The organism is Collimonas sp. (assembly GCF_035566555.1).
In the GTDB taxonomy this organism is placed as follows: domain Bacteria; phylum Pseudomonadota; class Gammaproteobacteria; order Burkholderiales; family Burkholderiaceae_D; genus Collimonas.
In genome coordinates this window covers 20810-45572 of the sequence record NZ_DATMRB010000180.1, presented here as the reverse complement: position 1 = coordinate 45572, position 24763 = coordinate 20810, and the positions used below count along the sequence as shown (strand labels likewise).

The window sequence follows — 24763 nt, the reverse complement described above, 5'->3', positions numbered from 1 at the left end:
GGCTTTACCTGAAGCCTTTGAAAAGACGACATGCTGCTAGACAATATATTCGACCTCGCGAAATTTTCCGCCGACGGCCGTCCTTTCATCTATAAGAATACCTACTCGATTTCGCTGCTGTTCGACAGCAGCGCGATACAAAGCGAGATGTACCTGAATGAACCGGACGAACTGCTGCTGGGCTACACCATCACGATGATGGGTTTTCTACTCTTTAACGATGCGCCGCAGAAGATCGCGATGATAGGCCTGGGCGGCGGTTCGCTAGTGAAGTATTGCTATCGTCACCTGCCGCAGTCCGCCATCGTGGTGGCCGAAAACAACCCGGAAGTGATCGCCCTGAGAAAACATTTCCAGATCCCTCAGGATGACCACAGGCTGCAGATTGTCTGCATGGATGGCTGCCAACTGGTACGCGACGCCGACAACGACTACGACGTCCTGCTGGTGGACGGCTTTGACCGCAGCGGGCAGCCGCCCCAGTTATGCAGCCAGGCGTTCTATGACGACTGTTACCAGGCGCTGGCGCAGGGCGGTATGATGGTGGTCAACCTGCTCGGCAACAGTAGCGATACGGACTTGTACCTCGACCGCATTCAACGCAGCTTTGGCGGCGCGGCGATTGCCGTCGACGCCAGGGAATCCGGCAACCGGATCGTGTTTGCATGCAAAGGAGAGCGGCTCGACACCGCGGAACAAAACATGCTCAAGAAATTGAAAGATCTGTCGCCGCATCAAGCGCTGATGCTGCGCCTGACTGCGCAAAACATTGTGCAGCAACGCAGGATCGACAAGCTGGCCACGGCGCTCGCTTGAGCGCCCGGCCTATTGCAACTGACGTAGCGACCGGCTCACTATTACGTATCATGAACGCATCCGGCTCCTTTGAACAAACGCTCGAGAAAAGTGGCGGACAGCCTTTTGTCTTCGACCACGGCGACATGCGCACGCTGCATTTCGATCATAAATACGTACAAAGCGCGATGTTGATCTCGGCGCCCGATAAATTATTGCTGAGCTACACCCGGGCGATGATGGGTTTCATGCTGTTTCAGACATCTCCCAAACACATCCTGCTGGTCGGCCTGGGCGGCGGCTCGCTTGCCAAATATTGCTATCGTCATTTCCCCGCCGCCCGCGTCACTGTCCTGGAACTGAGTGCAGAAGTGATTGCCTTGCGCGACCGGTTCATGATCCCTGCCGACGACGCCCGCTTCCGGGTCATCCACGCCGACGCTGCCGCCTACATGCAGGCACAGCAAGGCAATCTCGCGGACATCATCATGCTGGACGGCTTTTCCGCCGACGGTCCGGCCGAGGCGCTCAGCACCAGCAGCTTCTATGCGGCTTGCCTGCGCAACCTCACCGCTGGCGGCATCCTGGTCTCCAATCTATGGGACCGTCCGGATTTCCTGACGCAAGCCATTGGGCAAGCGCTGATGGCATCCGACTGGCGCATATGGTGGTGCCGCACCAGCGATAGCCACAACTGCATCGCCTTCTTTGTCAAAGGCAGCGTCATGCCAGCCTTCAGGCCGGTGATGCTCCACCGCGCAAAAAAACTGGATGCACGGTTTGGATTGCAGTTATCGGAACTGATGCCAACCTTCCAGCTCGTCAGTGTGTAGGGTGGGCACGCCTTTGTGCCCACGCGGATACCGATACAGCGTGGGCACAAAGGCGTGCCCACGCTACCTCTTGGCAAGCTATGCCCGGATAGCCCCGACAATATGTTACTGCGCCCAGATTTCCGCCAGACGCAACAGATTGGTGCTGCCCGGCTGGCCAAAAGGCATGCCGGCGGTGATAGCGATCTGGTCGCCGACCTTGGCGAAACCTTCCTTGAAGGCGGTCTGGCAAGCGGCGGTCACCATTTCGCTTTCGTTATGCACCTGTTCGCTGATGGTGGAATGCACGCCCCACACCAGCGCCAGCCGGCGCGCGGTCGCCAGCTTCGGCGTGATGCTGAGGATAGGCGCCATCGGCCGTTCGCGCGCGGCGCGCAGGCTGGTGTGGCCGGAGCTGGTGTAAGTCACCGTGACCTTGGCGCCGATGATGCGAGTGACATCGCGCAGCGCCGAGCAGATGGCGTCGCCACGGTTCGGCAGCGGTCCGCCGTTTCTTTCATAGTGCTGCGCATCCAGCATGTTTAGGTACAGCGGATCGCGCTCGACTTCAGTGATGATGCGGTCCATGATGGAGACAGCCGGCAGCGGATAAGCGCCGCTGGCCGATTCGGCCGACAGCATCACGGCATCGGCGCCGTCGTAGATGGCGCTGGCGACGTCGGAGGCTTCGGCTCGGGTCGGCACTGGCGAAGTGATCATCGATTCCAGCATCTGGGTGGCGATCACGATCGGCTTGCCGTGCTGGCGGCAGACGCGCAGGATGCGCTTTTGCACGCCCGGCACGCGCTCCGGCGGCAGTTCCACGCCGAGGTCGCCGCGCGCCACCATGATGGCGTCGGAAACCTGGACGATGGCGTCCAGCTGTTCCAATGCGGCAGGTTTTTCCAGCTTCGACAGGATGCTGGCGCGATCGCCGATCAGGGCGCGCGCTTCCAGCACGTCTTCCGGCCGCTGCACGAAGGACAGCGCAATCCAGTCGACGCCCAGTTCCAGCGCAAATTTCAGGTCGCGCTTGTCTTTCTCGGTCAGCGCCGGAATCGGCAGCACTGCATCCGGCACGTTGACGCCCTTGCGGTCAGACAAGGTGCCGCTATTGACTACCCGGGTGCGGATAGACTGGCCGTCGCAGGACTGCACTTCCAGCCGCACCTTGCCGTCATCCAGCAGCAGCGCCTGGCCGCCGGCGATCACTTCAAACAGTTCCGCGTGCGGCAGGCAGACGCGCTGGCTGTTGCCCGGCGTCGGGTCGCGGTCCAGCGTGAATTCCTGGCCGGCGTGCAATTCGATCTTGCCGTCGGCGAACTGGCCGATGCGCAGCTTCGGACCTTGCAGGTCGGCCAGGATGGCGATCGGCCGGCCGACCGCCTTTTCCACTGCACGGACGATATCGTAGCGCTGCTGGTGATCGGCGTGGCTGCCATGGCTGAAGTTGAAACGGAAGACGTCGGCGCCTGCTTCGAACAAGGCCTGGATGGTGCTCTGGTCGGCGCTGGCGGGACCGAGCGTGGCGACGATTTTTGCTTTACGTTGGCGGCGCATGATGTGCTTTCTTTAGATGTCGGCTAATGGCAAGGCGAAAAAGGGCTCACCGCGCCGGTCCGATGTGACGGCCGGCGCAGGTTTCTGCTTATTGAGAGAGTGCTACGGAGTGCCGCAGTATCAGAGAATCACTATGGCGCGGAAATCGTTGACGTTGGTGCGCGTCGGTCCGCTTACCACCAGGTCGCCCAGCGCGCTGAAAAAACCATAGCCATCGTTGTTGTCGAGCATGGCGCGCGGACGCAATCCCAGCTCCGCTGCCTTGCGCATCGAATCCGGCTGGTAGATGGCGCCGGCGTTGTCTTCGGAGCCGTCGATGCCGTCGGTGTCGCAGGCAATCGCGTGGATATCCGGGAAGCCGTCCAGCGCAATGGCCAGGCTCAACAGGAATTCGGCATTGCGGCCGCCGCGTCCCTTGCCGCGCACGGTGACGGTGGTTTCGCCGCCGGAAATCACCACGCAGGGCTTGCTGAACGGTTGTCCGCGGCGGGCGATCTGGCGCGCCAGCGCAGCATGCGCCAGGCCGATGTCGCGCGCCTCGCCTTCCATCTCGTCGGACAGGATGTATGGCGTCAGGCCAGCTGCGGTGACGGTGGCTGCTGCCGCATCCAGGGCGTCTTGCGCGGTAGCGATCACATAGTGCTGGTTGCGCTCCAGGCGCGGATCGCCGGGCTTGGCGCTTTCGCCGGCGCCGGATTCCAGATGCTGGAGAATGGCGTCGGGGGTTTCAATATTGTATTTGCGCAGCACCGCCAGGGCGTCCGCGCAGGTAGTCGGATCGGCCAGGGTCGGCCCACTGGCGATGATGCCGGGATCGTCGCCCGGGATATCGGAAATCATCAGCGTCACCACCCGCGCCGGTGCGCAGGCCAGCGCCAGCCGGCCGCCCTTGATGGCGGACAGGTGCTTGCGCACGCAATTCATTTCAAAAATGGTGGCGCCGCTTTTGAGCAGGGCTTTGTTGATCGCCTGTTTCTGTTCCAGCGTAATACCTGCTGCCGGCAGCGCCAGCAAGGCCGAGCCGCCACCAGAAATAAGGCAGATCACCAGGTCGTCGGCCGTCAAGCCCTGGACCAGTTCCAGCATGCGCACGGCGGCCTTGCGGCCCGCTTCGTCAGGCACCGGATGCGACGCTTCCACCACCTCGATGCGCTTGCAGTCGGCGCCATGCTCGTAGCGCGTCACCACCAGCCCGGACAGCTCGCCCTGCCAATGTTCTTCCACTGTCTGGGCCATGGCTGCCGCGCCTTTGCCGGCGCCGATCACCAGCGTACGGCCCTTGCCGGACGGCGCCGGGATTTTAGCCAGGTATTCCGGCAGGCATTTACCGGCGCTGACGGCGTCGACCGCGGCCTGGTACATATCGAGGAGAAGCTGGCGGGGCTTGAGGGTAGTCATGCTGTTATACCTTGATCTGTGAAGCAGATGTCTCTGAAATTTTTATTTATTCTTGCACTGCATCTGCAACGTAGGGTGGGCACACCGTGCCCACGCCGTACAGAAAAAAACATGCAGACTTTGATAGTTCACGCGTGGGCACGCTGTGCCCACCCTACGGTATATCTTACACCTTGGCGATTTCGTGGTTGGACATGATTTCGACAGCCCGGCACAACGCCGAGTGATCGAGCCCGCTCAGGCCGTTGGCTGCGCAAGAATTCATCAGTTCTTGCACCGCCGCCGTGTTCGGCAACGATACGCCCAGCGCCTTGGCGCCTTGCAGGGCCAGGTTCAGATCCTTCTGGTGCAGTTCAATGCGGAAGCCTGGATTGAAAGTGCGCTTGACCATGCGTTCACCATGCACTTCCAGGATGCGCGATGCAGCAAAGCCGCCCATCAGCGCCTGCCGTACACGGGCCGGATCGGCGCCGGCCTTGGAAGCAAACAACAGGGCTTCGGCAACCGCCTGGATGTTCAGCGCAACGATGATCTGGTTGGCCACCTTGGTAGTCTGGCCGTCGCCGTTGCCGCCGACCAGCGTGATGTTCTTGCCCATCAGTTCAAACAAAGGCTTGGCGTCGTTGAACGCACCTTCCGAGCCGCCCACCATGATGGTCAGCGATGCAGCCTTGGCGCCGACTTCGCCGCCGGAGACCGGTGCATCCAGGTATTCGCAACCCAGGGCGTTGATCTTTTTGGCGAAGCCCTTGGTGGCGATCGGCGAGATCGAGCTCATGTCGATCACGGTCTTGCCGGCGGTCAGGCCTTCTGCCACGCCTTTTTCACCGAACAGGACGGCTTCCACGTGCGGGGTGTCCGGCACCATGACGATGATGATGTCGGCGCGCTTGGCGACTTCGGCGCCGGAAGTGCAGACCGTGGCGCCGCCGTCGATCAGCGCTGCCGGTGGATTCTTCTGGTCATGCAGGTACAGCTTGTGGCCGCCGCGCTGCAGGTTTTCCGCCATGGGCGCGCCCATGATGCCGAGTCCGATAAAGCCAACTTTTGCCATGATATTTCTCCGTAATTATTTAAATGCAGACCACTAAACTTACAGGCCGTGCGCCGCGCGCCAGCCCAGACCTTCTACCGTGCCAGCCTTCGGCTTGTACTCGCAGCCGATCCAGCCGTCGTAGCCGATCTCTTCCAGGAACTTGAACAGATAGCGATAATTGATTTCGCCGGTGCCCGGCTCGAAGCGGCCCGGATTGTCGGCCAGCTGCACATGCTTGATCTGCGCCAGGTTGGCCTTGATGGTGTTGGCCAGCTCGCCTTCCATTCTTTGCATGTGATAGATGTCGTACTGCACAAACAGGTTGTTCGAGCCGGTCGCCTTGATCAGTTCCAGCGCCTGTCTGGTGCCGGTCAGGAAGAAGCCCGGAATATCGAAGCTGTTGATCGGCTCGATCAGCAAGCGGATACCAGCGGCCTGCAGCTTGTCAGCGGCAAATTTCAGGTTGCTTACCACGGTCGCATGCGCCAGTTCGCTGCTGACGCCGACCGGCACGATGCCGACCAGGCAGTTCAGCTGCTTGACATTCAATACCTTGGCGTAGCGGATGGCATCGTCCACACCTTGCTGGAATTCGCTGACGCGGTCCGGGTGGCAGGCGATGCCGCGCTCGCCGGCTTCCCAGTTACCCGCCGGCAGGTTGTGCAAGACCAGTTCCAAGCCATTGGTGGCCAGCTTGTCGGCGATCTGTTCGGCGCGAAACGCATACGGGAACAGGAATTCGACTCCCTTGAACCCGGCCTTGGTTGCTGCATCGAAGCGTTCCAGGAACGGCAGTTCGGTGAACAGCATGGTCAGGTTGGCGGCTAGTTTTGTCATGTTATCTCTCTCCAGGATCCAGGAATCAGTCGAGCAGGGACACGGCGGTCGGCGCGTGGCTGCGGCTGGTTGCCAGTTCTTCGAACTCGTTGATGTTGTCGATTTCGGTACCCATGGAAACGTTGGTGACACGCTCCAGGATGATTTCCACCACCACCGGCACACGGAATTCCTTCATCCAGCGCTTGGCCTGGGCGAAAGCATCCTGGATTGCATTCGGATCGGTGACGCGGATCGCCTTGCAGCCGAGGCCTTCGACGACCGCGATATGGTCGACGCCGTAGCCGTTGAGTTCAGGCGCATTGATGTTTTCAAACGCCAGCTGCACGCAGTAATCCATCTCGAAGCCGCGCTGTGCCTGACGGATCAGGCCGAGGTAAGAGTTGTTCACCACCACATGCAGGTAAGGCAGGTTGAACTGCGCGCCTACCGCCAGTTCTTCGATCATGAACTGGAAGTCGTAGTCGCCGGAAATCGCCACCACGTCGCGTTTCGGATCGGCGACGCAGACGCCCAGCGCTGCCGAAATGGTCCAGCCCAACGGACCAGCCTGGCCGCAGTTGATCCAGTGACGGGCGTGGTACACGTGCAGGAATTGCGCTGCAGCGATCTGCGACAAGCCGATGGTGCTGACGTAGCAGGTATCGCGGCCGAAAGCGCGGTTCATTTCTTCGTACACGCGTTGCGGCTTGACCGGCACGTTTTCGAAGTGGGTACGGCGCTGCATGGTGCGCTTGCGCTCCTGGCACTCGCCCAGCCATGCCGAACGATCCGGCAATTTGCCGGCGGCTTTCAATTCCTTGGCGACTTCGACGAACAGCTTCAAGGCTGTCTTGGCGTCGGAGACGATGCCATAGTCAGGACCGAACACGCGGCCGATCTGGGTCGGTTCAATGTCGACGTGGACGAACTTGCGGCCCTTGGTGAACACTTCCACCGAACCGGTGTGGCGGTTAGCCCAGCGGTTGCCGATGCCGAGCACGAAGTCGGACGCCAGCATGGTGGCGTTGCCGTAGCGGTGGCTGGTTTGCAGACCGACCATGCCCGCCATTTGCGGATGATCGTCAGGGATCGCGCCCCACGCCATCAGCGTCGGAATCACCGGCACGCCGGTCAGTTCGGCAAACTCAACCGCGAGGTCGGCCGCATCGGCATTGATGACGCCGCCGCCGATAGTCAGCAATGGACGCTCTGCTTGGTTCAGCATGGTCAATGCTTTTTCGATCTGGGCGCGCGAAGCTGCCGGCTTGTAGACTGGCAAAGGTTCGTAGGTGTCCGGATCGAATTCGATCTCGGCCATCTGCACATCGAACGGCATGTCGATCAGGACCGGACCTGGCCGGCCGGAACGCATGATGTGGAAAGCCTGCTGGAACACGCGTGGCAACAGGGCCGGCTCGCGCACGGTGACTGCCCACTTGGTGACTGGCTTGGCGATAGACTCGATGTCGACCGCCTGGAAATCTTCCTTGTACAGACGGGCGCGCGGCGCCTGGCCGGTAATGCAGAGGATAGGGATCGAATCGGCCTGGGCCGAGTACAAGCCGGTGATCATGTCGGTGCCGGCCGGGCCGGAGGTACCGATACAGATGCCGATGTTGCCCGGGTTGGCGCGGGTATAGCCTTCCGCCATGTGCGATGCGCCCTCAACGTGGCGCGCCAGCACGTGCTCGATGCCGCCATGCCGCTTCATCGCAGAGTAGAACGGGTTAATTGCGGCGCCTGGCACGCCAAAGGCTTGCACACAGCCCTCTTTCGCCAATACGTGCATTACTGCGTCAACTGCCTTCATCTTTGCCATGTTGCCTCCGGATTACAGAATGTGAAATTATTGCCACTGCCTGCGGCCTGCTCCGGTTTGCCCCGTAATGCTGCTGGAAATTCGGGAGGCGGTATGGAGACTGCCGAGTGGATGAGACACATGCTATAACCAAACATATTGTTTGATAAGAACACAAACAATCGCTTTATTCGATACGTCAAGTATGGAATACTGAGGAAAAGCGCAAAATACGGCTATGAACAAGCCAGTAACGAAGCCAACAACGAAGCCGGAAGAGACATGGATAAACTCAAACAGATAGAAGCCTTCGTCAGCGTAGTGGAAAAAGGCAGCCTGGCAGGTGCGGCGCTGGAGCAGAACATTACCCCCGTGATGTTGGGGCGGCGCATCGATGCGCTGGAGAAGCGGCTCGGCACCAAGCTGATGCACAGGACCACGCGCCACCTGACCCTGACCGAGCAAGGCACGGTCTTCCTCGATCATTGCCGCAAGCTGCTGACCGAGCTGGATATTGCGGAAAAAATCATCTCCGAAGGCCGCCACAAAGCCACCGGCCATCTGGTGGTGTCGGCCCCTGCCGCTTTCGGCCGCAAGCACGTGGCGCCGCATGCGCCGGCGTTCATCGCCACCAATCCGGAAGTGCAGATCTCGTTCAACCTGACCGACCGCGTGGTCGACCTGGTGCGCGAAGGCTATGACATCAGCATCCGCATCGGCGGCGCCATCGATCCCAATTTCGTCGCCGTGAAACTGGCCAGCAACCGCCGCGTGGTATGCGGCACGCCGGAATATTTCCATCGCAACGGCATCCCGCGCACGCTGGAAGACATCGCCAACCACAACTGCCTTTCCTTCAACCTGCAAGGCGGCCAGCAGCGCGGCTGGTATTTCCAGCAAGGCGGCAAGCCGGTGATCATCAAGACCGCCGGCAACCTCGATTGCAACGACGGCGAGCTGCTGCACCGCTGGGTCAGCGAAGGACTCGGACTGGGCTGGCGCTCTACCTGGGAAATCGAATCGCAGCTGGCTTCGGGCGAGCTGCTGACGGTGCTGGATGAATTCGCCCTGCCGCATTACGACATCATGGCGGTCTATCCGCAGCAGCGTCACCTGCCTGCCAAAGTGCGCTTCTTCATCGATCGTCTGAAATCGATCTATGCGCAGCCGGATTACTGGAGCAAGGGCTGATCCGATACTTGTGATTTAGCAACAAATTATTGGAAGACAAGGCGATCTCCTGGATTGAACGCGCGGTCAACCGTCTGCCTCATAAAACCGTTTTAGTGTTGGGCAGCGCACATACGCTTCGCCATGAAGTACTACACTGAATACTCCACCCCGAATTCGCTCAGTTGAATTCCTTAATACTAATGAGGCAAGTCATGACTATCCGCAGATCAACTCAACAAGCCTTGCTGGCTGCCGTCATCGGCGCTTCGCTGCTGCTCGGCGGCTGCGCTGCGCCATACGGCGGACAAGGTTATGGCAACCAGGGCTATAACAATCAAGGCTACAGCAACCAGGGCTACGGCAATCCGCCGGCGCAAGCCTATCCGGGCTACCAGCAAGGTGGCTACCAGCAAAACAATAACAGCAACTACGGCGTGGTCGATGCTATCGACGTCGTCAATACGCCTAGCCAGGGCATAGGCGGCGCGGTGGTCGGCGGCGTGCTGGGCGGCGTGGTCGGCCACCAGATCGGCCACGGCAACGGCAACACTCTGGCGACTATCGCCGGCGTGGTCGGCGGCGCGGTGGCAGGCAATCAGCTGGAAGCACGCAACAGCCCGGGCTCCACTTCCTATAACGTGCGCGTGCGCATGGACAACAACGGCTACCAGACCATCAGCATCAGCAACCCCGGCGATCTGCGGGTCGGCGACCGGGTGCGTGTTGATAACGGCCAGATTTCGCGCTATTAAGTCTTCAATCTCTCGCTGCAGTGATTGAATCCTGGCGGCAATCCTGATGGACATGGACTGCCGGCCAGGCGAACAAAGCATCAGATGTCATCGGCCCTATCAGTACGTTCACATTCCGCATCTTGCTGAATGCAACAACACCAGGAGGCATCATGAAAATCCACATCAAACCTTTGTCGCTGGCTTTCTTTATCGCCGCGAATGCTTTCGCGCTGCATGTCAATGCAGCGGAAGAAAACGTCCAGTACCGGGACCCGCCGCGCTGGGGCGTGCCGGACCGGACGCCGCAGGCGCGCTTCGAGACCATGAAAAAAGAAAATACCAATGCTTATGCGCAGGCCATGAATGATTGCCGCGCGATGCGCGGACGCGCAGCCGCGGATTGCAAGCGCGATGCGCGCGTCAATTTCGACCGTGACATGCAGCGTGCGCGCGAAATGACCCTCGGCGCACGCCGCTGACCCCTCCCAGCCAGCATGATCAAAGGCCGCTTTCGCGGCCTTTTTTTTTACCCGCCGGCGGCTGAGCATTCTCAGCTGTCATATGAAAATCAATTTTACATTCCAAAATTAAATTGTTAATTATTGTTATATTCACAATTAATGGATTGCATTCGCATTAACCATCAAACAATAATGTCAATACGATAATTAATTAATGTATTTTTATGTAATTTTCGGCATGTGCCGGATTTCGCTGGCGACGAACCATCACCGCCAATCGCCGCCAGTGGTTTTTAATCCAAAGGGAGAAAATATGGCAATTCAGCAATTATCAGCACAGGAAATCGATCAGGTCAGCGGCGGCTGCTGTCTGTTTTTCAGCAAGTTCTTCTCATCTTGCTTCAGCAACTTCTTCAAGAGCTGCATGCCAAGCAAGCCAAGCTGCAACAAGCCAAAGCCGCCGACACCACCGACACCGCCGCAACCCGCCTAAAAGCGGTTCGATTTTCCTGCAAAAAACACGGCAGCCGTTTGCCGTGTTTTTTGTCATTTTGAAGACATCATGAGTTTATTCCGCGAACAGGCTGTGGCCGCCCAACAAACCAAATGGCTGGGCGACATCGTCCTGATACGGCCGCTGTCGTTTGCCTTGCTGAGCGCCGGCGCCGCCTTGCTGGCGCTGCTGGTATGCGCGTTCCTGGCCTGGGGCAGCTACACCAGGCACAGCACCGTCAGCGGCCAGCTGCTGCCGGGCGGCGGCCTGATCAAGGTCTACGCGCCGCAAAGCGGCATCGTCATCGAGCAGCATGTCAAGGAAGGCCAGGCGCTGCAAGCCGGCGAGATCCTGTATGTGTTGTCGAGCGAGCGCCAGAGCAGCACCCAGGGCGCGACCCAGGCCGCCATCAGCAGCCAGGTCGAGCAGCGCCAGGCCAGCCTGCGCGATGAACTGCAAAAGACCCGTGTGCTGCAGCAGGAAGAACGCAGCGGCCTGAATCACAAGATTGCCGCCCTCGGCAATGAACTGGCCAAGCTGGATAACCAGATCGCGGGCCAGCAGGACCGCGTCAGGCTGGCCCAGGAAACCTTGCAGCGCTACCAAGGCTTGCTGCAGCAAGACTACATCTCCAAGGAGCAGTTTCAGCAAAAGCAGGAAGACCTGCTCGACCAGAAGAACCGTCAGCAAAGCCTGGAGCGCGACCGCATCAGCGTCGGCCGCGAGCTGGCGGCGCAGCAGAGCGAACTGGGCGGCTTGTCGCTGAAGCAGCAGAACCAGCTGGCGCAGATAGACCGCACGCTCAGTAGCACCGGCCAGGAACTGAGCGAAAGCGAAGCCAAGCGCCGCATCGTCGTCACGGCGCCGCAAGCTGGCATCGCCACCGCCGTGCTGGCCGACGCCGGCCAGGCCGTGGACGGCAACCGGCCGCTACTGAGCATCGTGCCGGCCGGCGCCGCCTTGCACGCCGAGCTGTATGCGCCTAGCCGCGCCATCGGTTTCGTGCGTCCCGGCGACCAGGTGCTGATCCGCTACCAGGCTTATCCCTACCAGAAATTCGGCCACCAGAAGGGCGTGGTCGAAGCGGTCGCCCGGACTGCCTTGCCTAGCAATGAACTGAACGCCATCGGCGTCCCCGCCGGCGGCAACGGCAGCGAGCCGATGTACCGCATTACCGTGCGGCTGGCCTCGCAGCAGGTGCAAGCCTACGGCCTGCGGCGGCCGCTGCAGGCCGGCATGCTGCTCGACGCCGACATCCAGCAGGAAAAGCTGCGCCTCTATGAATGGGTGCTGGAACCCCTCTACAGCCTGACCGGCAAACTGTGACCATGTTCAATCGACTTGCCTTCGGCTTCCACGCCACCCTGCCGCTGATGCTGCAAACCGAGGCCACCGAATGCGGCCTGGCCTGCCTTGGCATGGTGGCGGGCTATCACGGTTACCGTACCGACCTGGCCAGCTTGCGGCGCCGCTTCCCGGTCTCGCTCAAGGGCTCCACCCTGCGCGACCTGATCGCCATCGCCGCGCAGCTGGAGCTGGCTTCGCGTCCGCTGAAGCTGGAGATCGGCGATCTGGGCCAACTCAAGCTGCCCTGCGTGCTGCACTGGAATTTGAATCACTTCGTGGTGCTGCAGGAAGTCGGCCTCCGTTCGGTAACCATCTACGATCCGGCCTTCGGCGTCCGCAAGCTGTCGCTCGAAGAAGTCGCCACGGCCTTCACCGGCGTAGCCCTGGAACTGTGGCCGAATCCCGGCTTCAAGCCGGCCAGCGCTGTGCAGAGCGTGCCGCTGCGCCGCCTGCTGGGCCGCATCACCGGGCTGTATCGTTCGTTCAGCCAGATCCTGCTGCTGTCGCTGGCGCTAGAAGTGTTTGCCGTGGTCAGCCCGTTCTTCCTGCAATGGGTGATCGACAACGTGCTGGTCGCGGCCGACCGTGACCTGCTGACGACATTGGCTCTCGGCTTCGGCCTGCTGATGCTGATGCAGCAGGCGATCGGCTTCGGCCGCAGCTGGGTGCTGATGTACATGAGCACCACCCTCAACGTGCAATGGCAAGCCAATGTCTTCACGCATTTATTGCGCCTGCCGGTGGCCTATTTCGAGAAGCGTCACCTGGGCGACGTGGTGTCGCGCTTCGGCGCGGTCGGCATCATCCAGCACACGCTCACCACTTCTTTCCTGGAAGCGATCCTGGATGGCGTCATGACGGCGGCAACGCTGGTGCTGATGTTCATCTACAGCCCGACCCTGGCGTGGATCGCGATAGGCGCCATGCTGCTTTATGGCCTCGGGCGCTGGGCCTGGTTCGCGCCATTGCGGCACGCCACCGAAGAGCAGATCATCCACGCTGCCAAGCAGCAGACCCATTTCCTGGAAACCATCCGCGGCGTCAAGACCATCAAGCTGTTCCAGCGCCAGGACGAGCGCCGTTCCACCTGGCTCAGCCTGCTGGTGGACCAGATCAACGCCGACCTGCGCACGCAAAAGCTGAGCCTGCTCTACAAGACCCTCAACGGCGTGCTGTTCGGCATCGAGAACATCCTCACCATCTGGCTCGGCGCCCGCCTGGTCATGGACGGCAATTTCACGGTTGGCGCGCTGATGGCCTTCACTGCCTACAAGGGTCAGTTCGACAGCCGCGTCAGTTCGCTGATCGACAAGTTCGTCGAGCTCAAGATGCTGCAGCTGCAAGGCGAGCGGCTGGCCGACATCGTGCTGCAGCCGCCGGAAACCACGCATGGCCGCCAGTTCGAGCAGCATGAGGCGGCGCTGCAGCCATCACTGGAAGTGCGCGGCCTGCGCTTCCGCTATGCCGAACAGGAACCGTATGTGCTGGACGATGTGTCGTTCCGCATCGAGGCCGGCGAATCGGTGGCCATCGTCGGCCCCTCGGGTGGTGGCAAGACCACCCTGGTCAATGTCTTGCTGGGGATACTGGCGCCGAGCCAGGGCGAGGTGCTGATCGGCGGCCAGCCGGTGCAGCAGGTCGGCCTCGACACCTTGCGCCGCATGGTCGGCACGGTACTGCAGGACGATGTCCTGTTCGCCGGCTCGCTGGCCGACAACATCAGCTTCTTCGATGCGCAGGCCGACCAGGCCTGGATCCGCCAATGCGCGCGGCTGGCCGCCATCGAACAGGATATCGGCGCCATGCCGATGGGCTACAACACCTTGGTCGGCGACATGGGCACGATTCTTTCGGGTGGACAGAAGCAGCGGATCCTGCTGGCGCGCGCCTTGTACAAACGGCCGCAGATCCTGTTCCTGGACGAAGCCACCAGCCATCTCGACATCGAACGCGAGCAGCAGGTCAACCACGCCATCGGCGCCATGCGCATCACGCGCGTGATCGTCGCCCACCGGCCGGAAACCATCAACAGCGCCGACCGCGCAATCGTGCTGGCCGGCGGCAAGGTGATAACCATGCCGGAGCTGCCGGCACAGGAAGCGGCATCGGCATGAGCGGCGTCCTGCGCATAGGCTGCCTGCTGGCGCTGGCTGCGACGGCTGCGGCGGCGCTACGCGCCGAGCCGCTCTGGTCCGATCCGCTGCACACCATGCATGAGGTTTCCGTCACCCCGGTTATCATTGGCTATGGCGTTGGCTGCAGCTTCGATGCCCGGTTGCCGGATCCACTGACCCTGCTGGATGCAGTCGAGCGCGCACTGTGCCGCAACCCGCAAACCCGCCAGGCATGGGCCAACGTCAAGGCGCAGGCGGCCGCGGTCGGCGTCAGCCGCGCTGCCTACCTGCCGGCGCTGACGGCCGGCGGCACCTGGAGCAAGGCCGACAATCGCACCACTTATCCGGATTTTCCGGCCAATGATTCTTCACTCACCACCCACAGCAGTGACGTCAATCTCAACCTGAGCTGGGTGCTGTACGATTTCGGCTTGCGCGCCGCCAACCTGGAAAATGCGCGGCAATTGCTGAACGCCGCCAATGCTGCACAGGACGACATGCTGCAGACAGTCTTTCTCAGCACCGTGCAAAGTTTTTACGAAGCGCAGGCAGCGCAGGCGCTGCTGGCCGCCACCACCGAAGCCGAGCAGGCAGCTGAGCAAAGCTTCAAGGCCAGCGCCGCCAGATACCAGGCCGGCGCCGGCACCCTGGCCGACAAGCTACAAGCGCAAACCGCCTACGCCCAGGCCAGCTTGAAACGCGCACAAGCAGCCGGCGATCTGCAGAACGCGCTGGGCAGCCTGGCCATCGTCATGGGCTGGCGTCCCAACACCGCGCTGACGCTGGCAGCGCTGGGCAATGCCAGCGATGCGCCGCTGCTGCAGCAGGCCGTCGACCAGCTGATCGCCGACGCCGTGCGCAGCCATCCGAAAATCCTGGCGGCGCAAGCGCAATGGAAAGCAGCGCAGGCGCAAGCTGACGCTGCCCGCGCCGATGGCCGGCCGACGCTGTCGCTGTTCGCCACCGGCGACCGCAGCGACACGCCGATCACCCAGGTCTCCTCCAAGCAAACCATCAACAGCCGCAGCATCGGCCTGCAGATCAGCATCCCGCTGTTCGACGGCTTCACCCGCAAGTACAAGGCGCGCGGCGCCCAGGCCCAGGCCGACAGCAAGGAAGCGGAACTGGCCGGCGTCGAACAGCAGGTCGCGCTGGAAGTATGGAAAAGCAGCCAGGCTTTACGCAGCGAAGCGGAAAACCTGCACAGCACCGACATCCTGCTGCACAGCGCGCGCCAGTCGTTTGAAGTGGCGCAGGGACGCTACAAGGCCGGGGTCGGCAATATACTGGAGTTGCTGAAAGCGCAAAGCGACCTGGCGGGCGCGCAGCAGCAGCGCATTCTTTCGCTGACCAGCTGGCAGACTGCGCGCTTGCGTCTTGCCGCTAGTCTTGGGCGCTTGCGGATTGATGGAATTTAGCGATTGAAAATAAAAAGGCCCGCTTGCGCGGGCCTTTTTATTCTGGCGTCCCCAGGGGGATTCGAACCCCCGTACTCACCGTGAAAGGGTGATGTCCTAGGCCTCTAGACGATGGGGACAGTATTCTGTCCGTACTGGCCTTGCTTCTACTGCTGCTTGCAAAAAACAATAAAGGCCGCATTTGGCGGCCTCATCGATTGTATCGAAAACACTCAACACCAATATTCTGCAGTCATTTTCTGACCGCTTTCCTGTCGATGCCAAAAGAATTCTGGCGTCCCCAGGGGGATTCGAACCCCCGTACTCACCGTGAAAGGGTGATGTCCTAGGCCTCTAGACGATGGGGACAGCAAGCTGTCCAACTAACTTTACTGCCTACTACTTCTGCTACCAATTTGCTGGTGGAGGTAAGCGGGATCGAACCGCTGACCTCTTGCATGCCATGCAAGCGCTCTCCCAGCTGAGCTATACCCCCGTTTGCAGAAGCGAGATTATAGCAAGCTTATTTAGCGCTTGTAAATCCCGATTTGCAGATTTATTGCAGATTTACGCCAGATAAGGTTGCAAACGTGTTGTCACGGCCTCACGCCCCAACAATTCCAGCACGGCATCGATCGCCGGGGTCTGCAACTGCCCTGTCACCATCAGGCGCAAAGGCATGGCGAACTGCGGCATCTTCAGCTTGTGCGCCGCCAGCACTTCCTTGATCATCGGCGCCAGGCTTTCCTTGGTCCATTCGGCCGTGGCGCAGCGCTGGGCGAAATCGGCCAGCGCCGGCTTGATGGCGTCGGTGTAGTGCTGCGTCAGCAAAGCCGCATCCGGCGCCGGCTGGCGATAGAACAGCATGGCGGCAACCGCGATTTCATTGACAGTGTGGGCGCGCTCTTTCAGCAGGCCGATGACTTTCGCCAGATCCGGCGCGCCGTTGAAATCGGCGCCGTCCTGTTCCATCAGCGGCTTGACCATGGCAGCCAGGCGCTGGTTGTCGGCCAGCTTGATGTAGTGGTTGTTGATCCACGCCAGCTTTTCCGGATTGAATTGCGCCGGCGATTTCGACAGGTGGTCGAGATTGAACCACTGGCAAAACTGCTCCATGCTGAAAATCTCTTCGTCGCCATGGCTCCAGCCCAGGCGCGCCAGGTAATTCAGCATGGCTTCCGGCAGATAGCCCTGGGCCGGATAATCCATCACGCTGACCGCGCCATGGCGCTTCGACAGTTTCTCGCCGTCGGCGCCGAGGATCATCGGCACGTGGCCATACAGCGGCAAGGTCGCTCCCAGCGCTTTCAGGATATTGATCTGGCGCGGCGTATTGTTGACATGGTCGTCGCCGCGGATCACGTGCGTAATCTCCATGTCCCAGTCGTCCACCACCACGCAGAAATTGTAGGTCGGCGTACCGTCCGGACGGGCGATCACCAGGTCGTCCATCTCGCGGTTGGAAATCGTGATGTTGCCTTTGACGACATCGTCCCAGCTGACGTCGCCGTCGAGCGGATTCTTGAAACGCACCACCGGCTTGCGCTCGGCCGGCACTGGCGGCAAAGTCTTGCCGTCTGCAGGACGCCAGGTGCCGTCGTAGCGCGGTTTCTCGCCGGCGGCGCGCATCCGCTCACGCATCGCTTCGACTTCTTCCGGCGACGAATAGCAATGGTAAGCCGTGCCATCCTTCAGCATCTGCGCGATCACTTCGCGATAGCGGTCCATGCGGCGCATCTGGTAGAACGGCCCTTCGTCATGTTCCAGGCCCAGCCATTGCATGCCGTCGATGATCGCCTGCACCGCTTCCGGCGTCGAGCGTTCGAGATCGGTATCCTCGATGCGCAACACGAATGTGCCGCCGAAATGGCGCGCGAACGCCCAGGAAAACAGCGCAGTGCGGGCGCCGCCCAAGTGCAGGTAACCGGTCGGGCTCGGCGCAAAGCGCGTGCGGACCTTGGTGGCCGGGGAAGTTGAAGCTGGAGTGCTAGCAGTCATGATAAATAAAGACGGCCTTGGCATGCCAAGGCCGTTATCAAGGAAAACCCCATTTTACCGCGTTGCAGCAGCGGATGGAACCGCCTGCCGCGCGACGCTCTCAGGCTTCTTACTTGACGGTCACATTAATGCTTTTGCTCAGCTCCGGGCCGTAAGACTGGTGGGCGCCGTTAGCAAACTGCATGGTCAGCTTGTATTTACCAGGCGGCAGCGTCAGCAAGGTTTCAGTCTGACCCTTGCCAAAATGTATATGTTTTTCATCGACCGGGATCGACTGGCCGGCCGGGATGCTGTCTTCATTAATCAGCAAATGATGATGACCGGTGTTCGGCGTCATGTCGCCGGCCGGCTTGACTTCCATGCCGCTGACGCCGAACTTGACGGCGAACGGGCTGCTGACTACCGCGCCGTCGGCCGGCTCGACGAAGGAAACCGAGGCAGCATGGGCCATCTGCGGCAACAGGCCGGCGCTCAGCACGGCAGCGGAAAACAGCAAGGAAAAAAATCGTGATTTCATCGTCTTGTCCTTTCAGTGAAAAACGGATAATGCCGGTACCCGTCTGCAAGACAGTACAGGCCGCTACAATTTACTGAGTGCCATAATACAGGGATGCCGCCGGCATCGCTTTCAAGGGGAAATACCATGCAAATCGCCAGCGGCAATCTATTGACAGGACTGCCGCCCGCCGGTCCGGAAGAAGTATTTGAACTGCTGCACCAGCGCGCCGGACTGACTATCGAACGCATCGTTTCCAGCGGGCAGGCCAGCCCGCCCGGCTTCTGGTATGACAATCCGCAGGAAGAATGGGTGTTGCTGCTGAGCGGCAGCGCCTGCCTGACGCTGGAAGGCGCGGCGGCCGAACAGGTGATGCAGCCGGGAGCGTGGCTGCACATCCCGGCCCACTGCCGCCACCGCATCGAATGGACCGACGGTGCGCAGCCGACCATCTGGCTGGCGATCCACCATGCTCCTGGCGCTGACCTTGCGGCTTAATCGTTCTTGATGACGATGGTCGGGAACTTGCTGCTCATGTCCTTGGCTTTTTCCGCTACCTTGACCGCCACCTTGCGCGCGATTTCCTTATAGATATGCGCCACCGGGCCGTCCGGCTCCGCCACCACGGTCGGCGTGCCGGAATCGGTCTGCTGGCGGATCGACATGGTCAGCGGCAGAGCGCCGAGGAAATCGACGCCGTATTCGCCGCACATCCTGGCGCCGCCGCCTTCGCCGAAAATCGCTTCGGCATGGCCGCAGTTGGAGCAGATGTGGGTGCTCATGTTTTCGACGATGCCGAGGATAGGAATGCCGACCTTTTCAAACATCTTCAAGCCCTTGCGCGCATCCAGCAAGGCGATGTCTTGCGGCGTGGTGACGATCACGGCGCCGGTGACCGGCACTTTTTGCGAGAGCGTCAGCTGGATATCGCCGGTGCCTGGCGGCATATCGACGATCAGGTAGTCGAGGTCGCGCCAGTTGGTCTGGTCCAGCAGCTGCTGCAAGGCCTGGGTCACGATCGGACCGCGCCATACCATCGGCTCGTCCGGATCGACCATGAAACCGATGCTCGATACCTGCAAGCCGTGGTTTTCCAGCGGCTCCATGGTCTTGCCGTCCTTGGTTTCCGGACGGCCGCTGATGCCCATCATCATCGGCTGCGAGGGGCCGTAGATGTCGGCATCGAGGATACCGACCTGGGCGCCTTCCGCCGCCAGCGCCAGCGCCAGGTTGACCGCCGTGGTCGACTTGCCGACGCCGCCCTTGCCGGAAGCCACTGCAATGATGTTCTTGATGTTGGACATCAGCTTGATGCCGCGCTGCACCGCATGCGATTGTATTTTGGAATAGACGTTCGGGCGCACCTGGCCGACGCCGGCCAGCGCAGACACCGCACCGATGGCGGCGGCGCCGATCAGCGCGAACTGGCTCTTGGCCGGATAGTCGAGCTCGACGTCGAACGAGACGTCGGCGCCGTCCAGCTGGATATTCCTGGCCGACTTGCTGCTGACCAGATCCTTGCCGGTATTCGGGTCGATGACGCTGGATAACGCTGCCTTGACTGCTTCAATCGTGACGCTCATTACTTTTCCTCTGCACGTTCTTGATAAGATGCGGCAAGTCTAAACCAAATCGACGCCGCTCCGCTGGCGCAACTTAGCTTGGGCACACCGTGCCCAAGCGCAAACCCGGATTATTAGCGTCACGCGTGGGCACGGTGTGCCCACCCTACGGCTGTTCTATCCCGCAATTCTTGTCGTTGGCTGCTAAAATCAACCCTTTATTCCAACCAGCAGCGCTTGACGTTGCAATTTCATTGCCAAATGAGCATTACTTTGACTTCAACTCCACGCCAGTTATTCGTTACTACCGCCCTGCCTTACGCCAATGCAGCGTTTCATATCGGCCACATCATGGAATACATCCAGGCCGACATCTGGGTGCGGTTCCAGCGAATGCAGGGCCACGAAGTCAATTTCGTCGGCGCTGACGACGCCCACGGCGCGCCGATCATGATCGCCGCCGAGAAAGCCGGCATCACGCCGCAGGAGTTCGTGGCGCAGATCGCGGCCGGCCGCAAGCAGTACCTGGACGGCTTCCATATCGCCTTCGACAACTGGCACTCGACCGACGGCCCGGAAAACCACGAGCTGTCGCGCGACATCTATCGCAAGCTGAAAGCGGCGGGCTTCATCTCGACCAAGACCATCGAACAATTCTTCGATCCGGTCAAGAACATGTTCCTGCCGGACCGCTACATCAAGGGCGAATGCCCGAAATGCGGCGCCAAGGACCAGTACGGCGATTCCTGCGAAGTGTGCAGCTCGGTGTATGCCCCTACCGACCTGAAGAATCCGTACTCGACGCTGACTGGCGCGACGCCGGTGATGAAATCCTCGGAACATTTTTTCTTCCGCCTGTCGGATCCGCAATGCGTGGAATTCCTGCGCGGCTGGGCGCTCGGCAATGTCGACGGCAAGCCAAGGCTGCAATCGGAAGTCGCCAACAAGGCCAAGGAATGGCTGGAAAGCGACGGCGGCATGGGCGACTGGGACATCAGCCGCGATGCGCCCTACTTCGGCATCGAGATCCCGGATGAACCCGGCAAGTATTTCTACGTCTGGCTGGACGCGCCGGTCGGCTACCTGGCTTCGCTGAAAAATTATTTCGGCAAGACCGGGCGCGACTACGATGCCTTCATGGCCGATCCGAAGACCGAGCAGTATCACTTCATTGGCAAGGACATCACCTATTTCCACACGCTGTTCTGGCCGGCCATGCTGCATTTTTCGGGCCTGAAAGTGCCGAATAATGTCTTCGTGCACGGCTTCCTGACAGTCTCCGGCGAAAAGATGTCGAAGTCGCGCGGCACCGGCATTTCGCCGCTGCGCTACCTTGACCTCGGCATGAATCCGGAATGGATGCGCTACTACATCGCCGCCAAGCTGAGCGCCAAGGTGGAAGACCTGGACTTCAACCCGGACGACTTCGTCGCCCGCGTCAACTCCGACCTGATCGGCAAGTACATCAACATCGCCAGCCGCGCCGCCGGCTTCATCGCCAAGAAGTTCGACGGCAAGCTGAGCACCGCCTGGGCCACCGACAGCGATCCGTTCCTGGCCAGGCTGCGCGCCGTCGCCGGCGATATCCAGGCGTTGTATGACAGCCGCGAATACGGCAAGGCCTTGCGCGCCGTGATGGAACAGGCTGACGCCGTCAACGCTTATGTCGACGCCAACAAGCCGTGGGAACTGGCCAAGGATCCGAGCAAGGAAGCACTGCTGCACGAAGTCTGCAGCCGCCTGCTGGAGGCGTTCCGCATCCTTACCCTGTACCTGAAACCGGTATTGCCGGCGCTGGCGGCGCAAGTCGAAGCCTTCCTTCAGATCTCGCCGCTGGTGTGGAGCGACGTTGCCAAGCCGCTGGCCGATGGCCACGTCATCAATGCCTACGCCCACCTGATGACACGGGTCGAGCCGAAGATGCTGGACGCCCTGTTCGATGCGCCGGTGCCTGCCGCCGCTGCAGAAACCGCAGCGCCAGCAACAGCCAGCAGCATCGAGCCGCTGGCCGCCGAGATCAAGATCGACGATTTCGTCAAGGTCGACCTGCGCATCGCCAAGATCGTCAACTGCGAGCATGTCGAAGGTTCCGACAAGCTGCTGCGGCTGACGCTGGATGTCGGCGAAGGCCGTTTGCGCAATGTCTTCTCCGGCATCAAATCGTCTTACCAGCCGGAAGAACTGGTCGGCAAGCTGACGGTGATGGTGGCCAACCTGGCGCCGCGCAAAATGAAGTTCGGCATCTCCGAAGGCATGGTGCTGGCAGCTTCCGCCGTCGACGGCAAAGCCAATCCGGGCATCTACGTGCTGACCCCGTGGCCAGGCGCCGAGCCGGGCATGCGGGTCAGCTAAGCGCGGCGATGAACTTGCAGGTGCGCGAAGCCAGCGCCGACGATGCCGCACTGATCGCCGAGCTGACCCGCGCCTGCTGGGCTGAACGGGTCGCCCCAGGCTCCAGCGGCCATCGCGAGCAGACCGAGCAGGTACAGCAAGACCTGCAGCGCGGCGGCGGCTTCATCCTGTTGCTGGACGGCCAGCCCGCCGGCTCGGTGCGCTGGCTGCCCTCGGATACCGAAGCCGATGTCTGGGAAGTGCTGCGCATGGGCGTGCTGCCGGACTATCGCGGCCAGGGCTTGTCGCAGCATCTGATGGAGGCGATCATTCATCGCGCCCATGGCGCCGATGTGCAAGAGCTGCGGCTGGCGGTGCGCGCCGACCAGGCGCGCGTGGTCGACCTGTACGCCGTGTTTGAATTCGAACTGGCGCCGGAGCTGGAATATACCCGCGCCAATCCCCTGGCGGAGCCGCCGACGGTGATGCGGCGCTGGCTCAGGCGGTAAGATACTGCGTGGGCACGCTGTGCCCACCCTACGCTAATGCCCGTAAACCTGGGATACCGAGGTACCGGTCACCAGCCCGCTGGTGATATCCATGTGGACATTGAAGAAAGCCTGGCTGGCGTCGCTCTGGATATAGCGCCAGTCCCATACTTCCTCGTTCTTGCGGGTGAACTGCACCACGGTGCGCGGCTTGCCCAGCATCTGGCGGATCTCTTCCTTGCGCATGCCAACCTTGATCCTGGCGAAATTCTCTTCGGTCAGCACCTGCTTGTAGTCGGCCAGCTTGCCATCCGGGCCGATGTAGAACATCCAGGTGCGGGTGCCGGACGGCCCTTTGGGATATTCCAGCGTACGTTCGCCGTTTTCCTTTTCCCAGACCGTATCCGGCTGGCCCATGGCATTGCGCACATCGGCTTCCGACGATACGCCGCGGTTGAGTTTTTCCAAGCCCGCCTCCTGTATGAAGTTGCCATTCTGGTCGCAAGCCATAACCAGCAATGGCGCCAGCAACAGCAAAATCTTGCGTGCCCATGATTTCATGCCGCCTCCTGCTTACGATGATTACCCAAGTATATCGTCCTTTTCCAGCTCGATAGTTGCCATAAAGATACAAAACAATCCTGGCCGCCGCCAACGACAAACCGTTGGGCGACCCCGAAATAGCATAAAATAGCGCCTAATCCCAGCCCATTATCAAAGCACCCATGAAATTTTCCAAACAAATTTACGGTTACCAATCCGACATCACCAAATTCGTTGCAGAACTCAAGGAAAAGAATCCGAAGCTGGAAGAACAGCAGCTGGCCGGCCGCGCCCTGCTGTGGGACAAGACACCGATCGACCTCGACAGCCAGCAACGCACCGAGGAATCGCGCGTCGAACAGCAACCCTATGTGTATCAGAACAATCACTAAGCCGGTCCCGGCCAGGTAAGATCAGATGAGCCAGAATTCGTCGGACGCCGCCGAACTGACCTTGGAAGGCCAACCCGATTCGACCCCGAATGTGATCGACGGCGTGGCTTACGCGCGCCTGTACGGCGAGCCGCTGTTCCGCATGCCGACCGATCTCTACATTCCGCCGGATGCGCTGGAAGTCTTCCTGGAAGCATTCGAAGGTCCGCTCGACCTGCTGCTCTACCTGATCCGCAAGCAGAACTTCAACATCCTCGACATCCCGATGGCGCAGGTGACCCTGCAATACCTGGAATACGTCGACCAGATCCGCATCACCAACCTGGAGCTGGCGGCCGAGTATCTGCTGATGGCGGCCATGCTGATCGAAATCAAGTCGCGCATGCTGCTGCCGGTACGCAAGACCGACAGCGAAGAAGCCGAGGACCCGCGCGCGGAGCTGGTGCGGCGCCTGCTGGAATACGAGCAGATGAAGCTGGCGGCGCGCGAGATCGACGCCTTGCCGCAACTCGGGCGCGACTATGTGCGCACCCAGATCTACATCGAGCAAAATACCGTCACGCGCTGGCCGGACGTCAACCTGGACGATCTGCAGGCAGCCTGGGCCGACGTCATCAAGCGCGCCAAACTGACCGCCCACCACACCATCAGTCGCGAAGAACTGTCGGTGCGCGAGCACATGACCGGGATCTTGCGACGCCTGCAATCGGCGCGCTTTGTCGAGTTTGCCGAGCTGTTCGATCCGGCGCGCGGCGTACCGGTGCTGGTGGTGAACTTCATCGCCCTGCTGGAGCTGGCCAAGGAAACCCTGATCGAGATTACCCAGGCTGAACCTTTTGCGCCCATCTATGTGCGACTGGCCTACTCGCCCACTTATGCGCCGGCTTGATTTTGTAGGGTGGGCGCGTCTTTGTGCCCACGCGTGATAGCCGACGGGCACCTGACCTTTGATGCACAGGTCACACGTGGGCACGGGTGCCCACCCTACGGCGATATTTACATTTTATTCCGCAAAT

23 protein-coding genes and 3 tRNA genes are annotated in these 24763 nt (G+C 60.7%); 14 read left to right on the top strand and 12 right to left on the bottom strand.

Features of this window, described 5'->3' with window-relative positions; translation table 11 throughout:
• The first annotated feature begins 30 nt into the window (after window positions 1-30).
• Window positions 31-816, top strand: a complete 786-nt coding sequence (locus tag VNZ65_RS22940; protein WP_325673203.1) for a fused MFS/spermidine synthase — start codon at window positions 31-33, stop codon at window positions 814-816.
• A gap of 50 nt (window positions 817-866) precedes the next feature.
• Complete coding sequence (locus tag VNZ65_RS22935) at window positions 867-1628, top strand: transferase spermidine synthase (protein WP_325673201.1); 762 nt, start codon at window positions 867-869, stop codon at window positions 1626-1628.
• Between the two features lie 105 nt (window positions 1629-1733).
• Here the strand turns inward: VNZ65_RS22935 and pyk are convergent, their stop codons facing one another.
• The 5 genes from pyk to gcl all read right to left on the bottom strand — a co-directional run bounded on the left by pyk (window position 1734) and on the right by gcl (window position 8239).
• On the bottom strand, window positions 1734-3167 hold the full coding sequence (gene pyk, locus VNZ65_RS22930) for a pyruvate kinase (RefSeq protein ID WP_325673199.1): 1434 nt from the start codon (window positions 3165-3167) through the stop codon (window positions 1734-1736).
• A 120-nt stretch (window positions 3168-3287) separates the two neighbouring features.
• Window positions 3288-4565, bottom strand: a complete 1278-nt coding sequence (locus VNZ65_RS22925; RefSeq protein WP_325673197.1) for a glycerate kinase — start codon at window positions 4563-4565, stop codon at window positions 3288-3290.
• Between the two features lie 166 nt (window positions 4566-4731).
• Window positions 4732-5619: a 2-hydroxy-3-oxopropionate reductase gene (gene glxR, locus VNZ65_RS22920; protein WP_061943153.1), complete on the bottom strand. Its 888-nt coding sequence runs from the start codon at window positions 5617-5619 to the stop codon at window positions 4732-4734.
• A 39-nt stretch (window positions 5620-5658) separates the two neighbouring features.
• Window positions 5659-6438, bottom strand: coding sequence for a hydroxypyruvate isomerase (gene hyi, locus VNZ65_RS22915; RefSeq protein WP_325673194.1), 780 nt, complete (start codon window positions 6436-6438; stop codon window positions 5659-5661).
• 25 nt (window positions 6439-6463) lie between these two features.
• Window positions 6464-8239 carry a glyoxylate carboligase gene (gene gcl / locus VNZ65_RS22910; protein WP_325673192.1) on the bottom strand — a complete coding sequence of 592 codons (1776 nt, stop codon included), beginning with the start codon at window positions 8237-8239 and terminating at the stop codon, window positions 6464-6466.
• A 261-nt stretch (window positions 8240-8500) separates the two neighbouring features.
• Between gcl and VNZ65_RS22905 the strand changes: the two genes are divergently transcribed.
• From VNZ65_RS22905 to VNZ65_RS22875, 7 genes are all read left to right on the top strand, one after another.
• On the top strand, window positions 8501-9409 hold the full coding sequence (locus tag VNZ65_RS22905) for a LysR family transcriptional regulator (RefSeq protein ID WP_325673190.1): 909 nt from the start codon (window positions 8501-8503) through the stop codon (window positions 9407-9409).
• A 194-nt stretch (window positions 9410-9603) separates the two neighbouring features.
• Window positions 9604-10143, top strand: a complete 540-nt coding sequence (locus VNZ65_RS22900; protein WP_325673188.1) for a glycine zipper 2TM domain-containing protein — start codon at window positions 9604-9606, stop codon at window positions 10141-10143.
• 152 nt (window positions 10144-10295) lie between these two features.
• Window positions 10296-10604, top strand: coding sequence for a hypothetical protein (locus VNZ65_RS22895; protein ID WP_325673186.1), 309 nt, complete (start codon window positions 10296-10298; stop codon window positions 10602-10604).
• 378 nt (window positions 10605-10982) lie between these two features.
• Window positions 10983-11141 carry a hypothetical protein gene (locus tag VNZ65_RS22890; RefSeq protein ID WP_325673184.1) on the top strand — a complete coding sequence of 53 codons (159 nt, stop codon included), beginning with the start codon at window positions 10983-10985 and terminating at the stop codon, window positions 11139-11141.
• 7 nt (window positions 11142-11148) lie between these two features.
• Window positions 11149-12405: an HlyD family secretion protein gene (locus tag VNZ65_RS22885; protein ID WP_325673182.1), complete on the top strand. Its 1257-nt coding sequence runs from the start codon at window positions 11149-11151 to the stop codon at window positions 12403-12405.
• Window positions 12402-14540 (top strand): peptidase domain-containing ABC transporter, encoded by a 2139-nt coding sequence (locus VNZ65_RS22880; RefSeq protein ID WP_325673181.1) that lies wholly within the window; start codon window positions 12402-12404, stop codon window positions 14538-14540. The genes VNZ65_RS22885 and VNZ65_RS22880 overlap by 4 nt, the downstream gene beginning before the upstream one ends.
• On the top strand, window positions 14537-15958 hold the full coding sequence (locus VNZ65_RS22875) for a TolC family protein (RefSeq protein WP_325673179.1): 1422 nt from the start codon (window positions 14537-14539) through the stop codon (window positions 15956-15958). Before VNZ65_RS22880 ends, VNZ65_RS22875 begins: the two co-directional genes overlap by 4 nt.
• 43 nt (window positions 15959-16001) lie before the next feature.
• Here VNZ65_RS22875 and VNZ65_RS22870 read toward each other — a convergent pair.
• From VNZ65_RS22870 to VNZ65_RS22850, 5 genes are all read right to left on the bottom strand, one after another.
• Window positions 16002-16077: transfer RNA gene (locus tag VNZ65_RS22870), tRNA-Glu, on the bottom strand.
• Window positions 16078-16230: 153 nt separating this feature from the next.
• Window positions 16231-16306 (bottom strand) — tRNA-Glu (locus tag VNZ65_RS22865).
• A 51-nt stretch (window positions 16307-16357) separates the two neighbouring features.
• Window positions 16358-16433 (bottom strand) — tRNA-Ala (locus VNZ65_RS22860).
• A 71-nt stretch (window positions 16434-16504) separates the two neighbouring features.
• Window positions 16505-17935: a glutamate--tRNA ligase gene (gene gltX / locus VNZ65_RS22855; protein ID WP_325673177.1), complete on the bottom strand. Its 1431-nt coding sequence runs from the start codon at window positions 17933-17935 to the stop codon at window positions 16505-16507.
• A gap of 109 nt (window positions 17936-18044) precedes the next feature.
• Window positions 18045-18452: a DUF4399 domain-containing protein gene (locus VNZ65_RS22850; protein ID WP_325673175.1), complete on the bottom strand. Its 408-nt coding sequence runs from the start codon at window positions 18450-18452 to the stop codon at window positions 18045-18047.
• 126 nt (window positions 18453-18578) lie between these two features.
• On the opposite strand from VNZ65_RS22850, the gene VNZ65_RS22845 reads away from it, so the two are divergent.
• Window positions 18579-18929, top strand: coding sequence for a cupin domain-containing protein (locus VNZ65_RS22845; protein WP_325673173.1), 351 nt, complete (start codon window positions 18579-18581; stop codon window positions 18927-18929).
• On the opposite strand, the gene apbC is transcribed toward VNZ65_RS22845, so the two are convergent.
• On the bottom strand, window positions 18926-20014 hold the full coding sequence (gene apbC, locus VNZ65_RS22840; protein WP_325673172.1) for an iron-sulfur cluster carrier protein ApbC: 1089 nt from the start codon (window positions 20012-20014) through the stop codon (window positions 18926-18928). The genes VNZ65_RS22845 and apbC overlap by 4 nt on opposite strands.
• 240 nt (window positions 20015-20254) lie before the next feature.
• Here apbC and metG point away from each other — a divergent pair, with 240 nt between their 5' ends.
• Entirely contained in the window at window positions 20255-22345 is a 2091-nt protein-coding gene (metG, locus tag VNZ65_RS22835) for a methionine--tRNA ligase (protein ID WP_325673170.1), read from the top strand.
• A gap of 8 nt (window positions 22346-22353) precedes the next feature.
• Window positions 22354-22833: a GNAT family N-acetyltransferase gene (locus tag VNZ65_RS22830; protein WP_325673168.1), complete on the top strand. Its 480-nt coding sequence runs from the start codon at window positions 22354-22356 to the stop codon at window positions 22831-22833.
• 33 nt (window positions 22834-22866) lie between these two features.
• Here VNZ65_RS22830 and bamE read toward each other — a convergent pair whose 3' ends face one another.
• Window positions 22867-23373, bottom strand: a complete 507-nt coding sequence (bamE, locus tag VNZ65_RS22825) for an outer membrane protein assembly factor BamE domain-containing protein (RefSeq protein WP_325673166.1) — start codon at window positions 23371-23373, stop codon at window positions 22867-22869.
• 164 nt (window positions 23374-23537) lie between these two features.
• Here bamE and VNZ65_RS22820 point away from each other — a divergent pair, with 164 nt between their 5' ends.
• The gene (locus VNZ65_RS22820) at window positions 23538-23747 is read left to right on the top strand and encodes a DUF3460 family protein (RefSeq protein WP_062118445.1); all 210 of its coding nucleotides are present in this window, start codon (window positions 23538-23540) and stop codon (window positions 23745-23747) included.
• 25 nt (window positions 23748-23772) lie between these two features.
• Window positions 23773-24636, top strand: a complete 864-nt coding sequence (locus tag VNZ65_RS22815; protein WP_325673163.1) for a ScpA family protein — start codon at window positions 23773-23775, stop codon at window positions 24634-24636.
• Window positions 24637-24763: the final 127 nt, after the last annotated feature.

Excerpts from the sequence above, each read along its gene's own strand:
- VNZ65_RS22940 (WP_325673203.1), top strand. The coding sequence starts at position 31 with ATGCTGCTAGACAATATATTCGACCTCGCGAAATTTTCCGCCGACGGC.
- VNZ65_RS22935 (WP_325673201.1), top strand. The coding sequence starts at position 867 with ATGAACGCATCCGGCTCCTTTGAACAAACGCTCGAGAAAAGTGGCGGA.
- pyk (WP_325673199.1), bottom strand. The coding sequence starts at position 3,167 with ATGCGCCGCCAACGTAAAGCAAAAATCGTCGCCACGCTCGGTCCCGCC.
- VNZ65_RS22925 (WP_325673197.1), bottom strand. The coding sequence starts at position 4,565 with ATGACTACCCTCAAGCCCCGCCAGCTTCTCCTCGATATGTACCAGGCC.
- glxR (WP_061943153.1), bottom strand. The coding sequence starts at position 5,619 with ATGGCAAAAGTTGGCTTTATCGGACTCGGCATCATGGGCGCGCCCATG.
- hyi (WP_325673194.1), bottom strand. The coding sequence starts at position 6,438 with ATGACAAAACTAGCCGCCAACCTGACCATGCTGTTCACCGAACTGCCG.
- gcl (WP_325673192.1), bottom strand. The coding sequence starts at position 8,239 with ATGGCAAAGATGAAGGCAGTTGACGCAGTAATGCACGTATTGGCGAAA.
- VNZ65_RS22905 (WP_325673190.1), top strand. The coding sequence starts at position 8,501 with ATGGATAAACTCAAACAGATAGAAGCCTTCGTCAGCGTAGTGGAAAAA.
- VNZ65_RS22900 (WP_325673188.1), top strand. The coding sequence starts at position 9,604 with ATGACTATCCGCAGATCAACTCAACAAGCCTTGCTGGCTGCCGTCATC.
- VNZ65_RS22895 (WP_325673186.1), top strand. The coding sequence starts at position 10,296 with ATGAAAATCCACATCAAACCTTTGTCGCTGGCTTTCTTTATCGCCGCG.
- VNZ65_RS22885 (WP_325673182.1), top strand. The coding sequence starts at position 11,149 with ATGAGTTTATTCCGCGAACAGGCTGTGGCCGCCCAACAAACCAAATGG.
- VNZ65_RS22875 (WP_325673179.1), top strand. The coding sequence starts at position 14,537 with ATGAGCGGCGTCCTGCGCATAGGCTGCCTGCTGGCGCTGGCTGCGACG.
- gltX (WP_325673177.1), bottom strand. The coding sequence starts at position 17,935 with ATGACTGCTAGCACTCCAGCTTCAACTTCCCCGGCCACCAAGGTCCGC.
- VNZ65_RS22850 (WP_325673175.1), bottom strand. The coding sequence starts at position 18,452 with ATGAAATCACGATTTTTTTCCTTGCTGTTTTCCGCTGCCGTGCTGAGC.
- VNZ65_RS22845 (WP_325673173.1), top strand. The coding sequence starts at position 18,579 with ATGCAAATCGCCAGCGGCAATCTATTGACAGGACTGCCGCCCGCCGGT.
- apbC (WP_325673172.1), bottom strand. The coding sequence starts at position 20,014 with ATGAGCGTCACGATTGAAGCAGTCAAGGCAGCGTTATCCAGCGTCATC.
- metG (WP_325673170.1), top strand. The coding sequence starts at position 20,255 with ATGAGCATTACTTTGACTTCAACTCCACGCCAGTTATTCGTTACTACC.
- VNZ65_RS22830 (WP_325673168.1), top strand. The coding sequence starts at position 22,354 with ATGAACTTGCAGGTGCGCGAAGCCAGCGCCGACGATGCCGCACTGATC.
- bamE (WP_325673166.1), bottom strand. The coding sequence starts at position 23,373 with ATGAAATCATGGGCACGCAAGATTTTGCTGTTGCTGGCGCCATTGCTG.
- VNZ65_RS22820 (WP_062118445.1), top strand. The coding sequence starts at position 23,538 with ATGAAATTTTCCAAACAAATTTACGGTTACCAATCCGACATCACCAAA.
- VNZ65_RS22815 (WP_325673163.1), top strand. The coding sequence starts at position 23,773 with ATGAGCCAGAATTCGTCGGACGCCGCCGAACTGACCTTGGAAGGCCAA.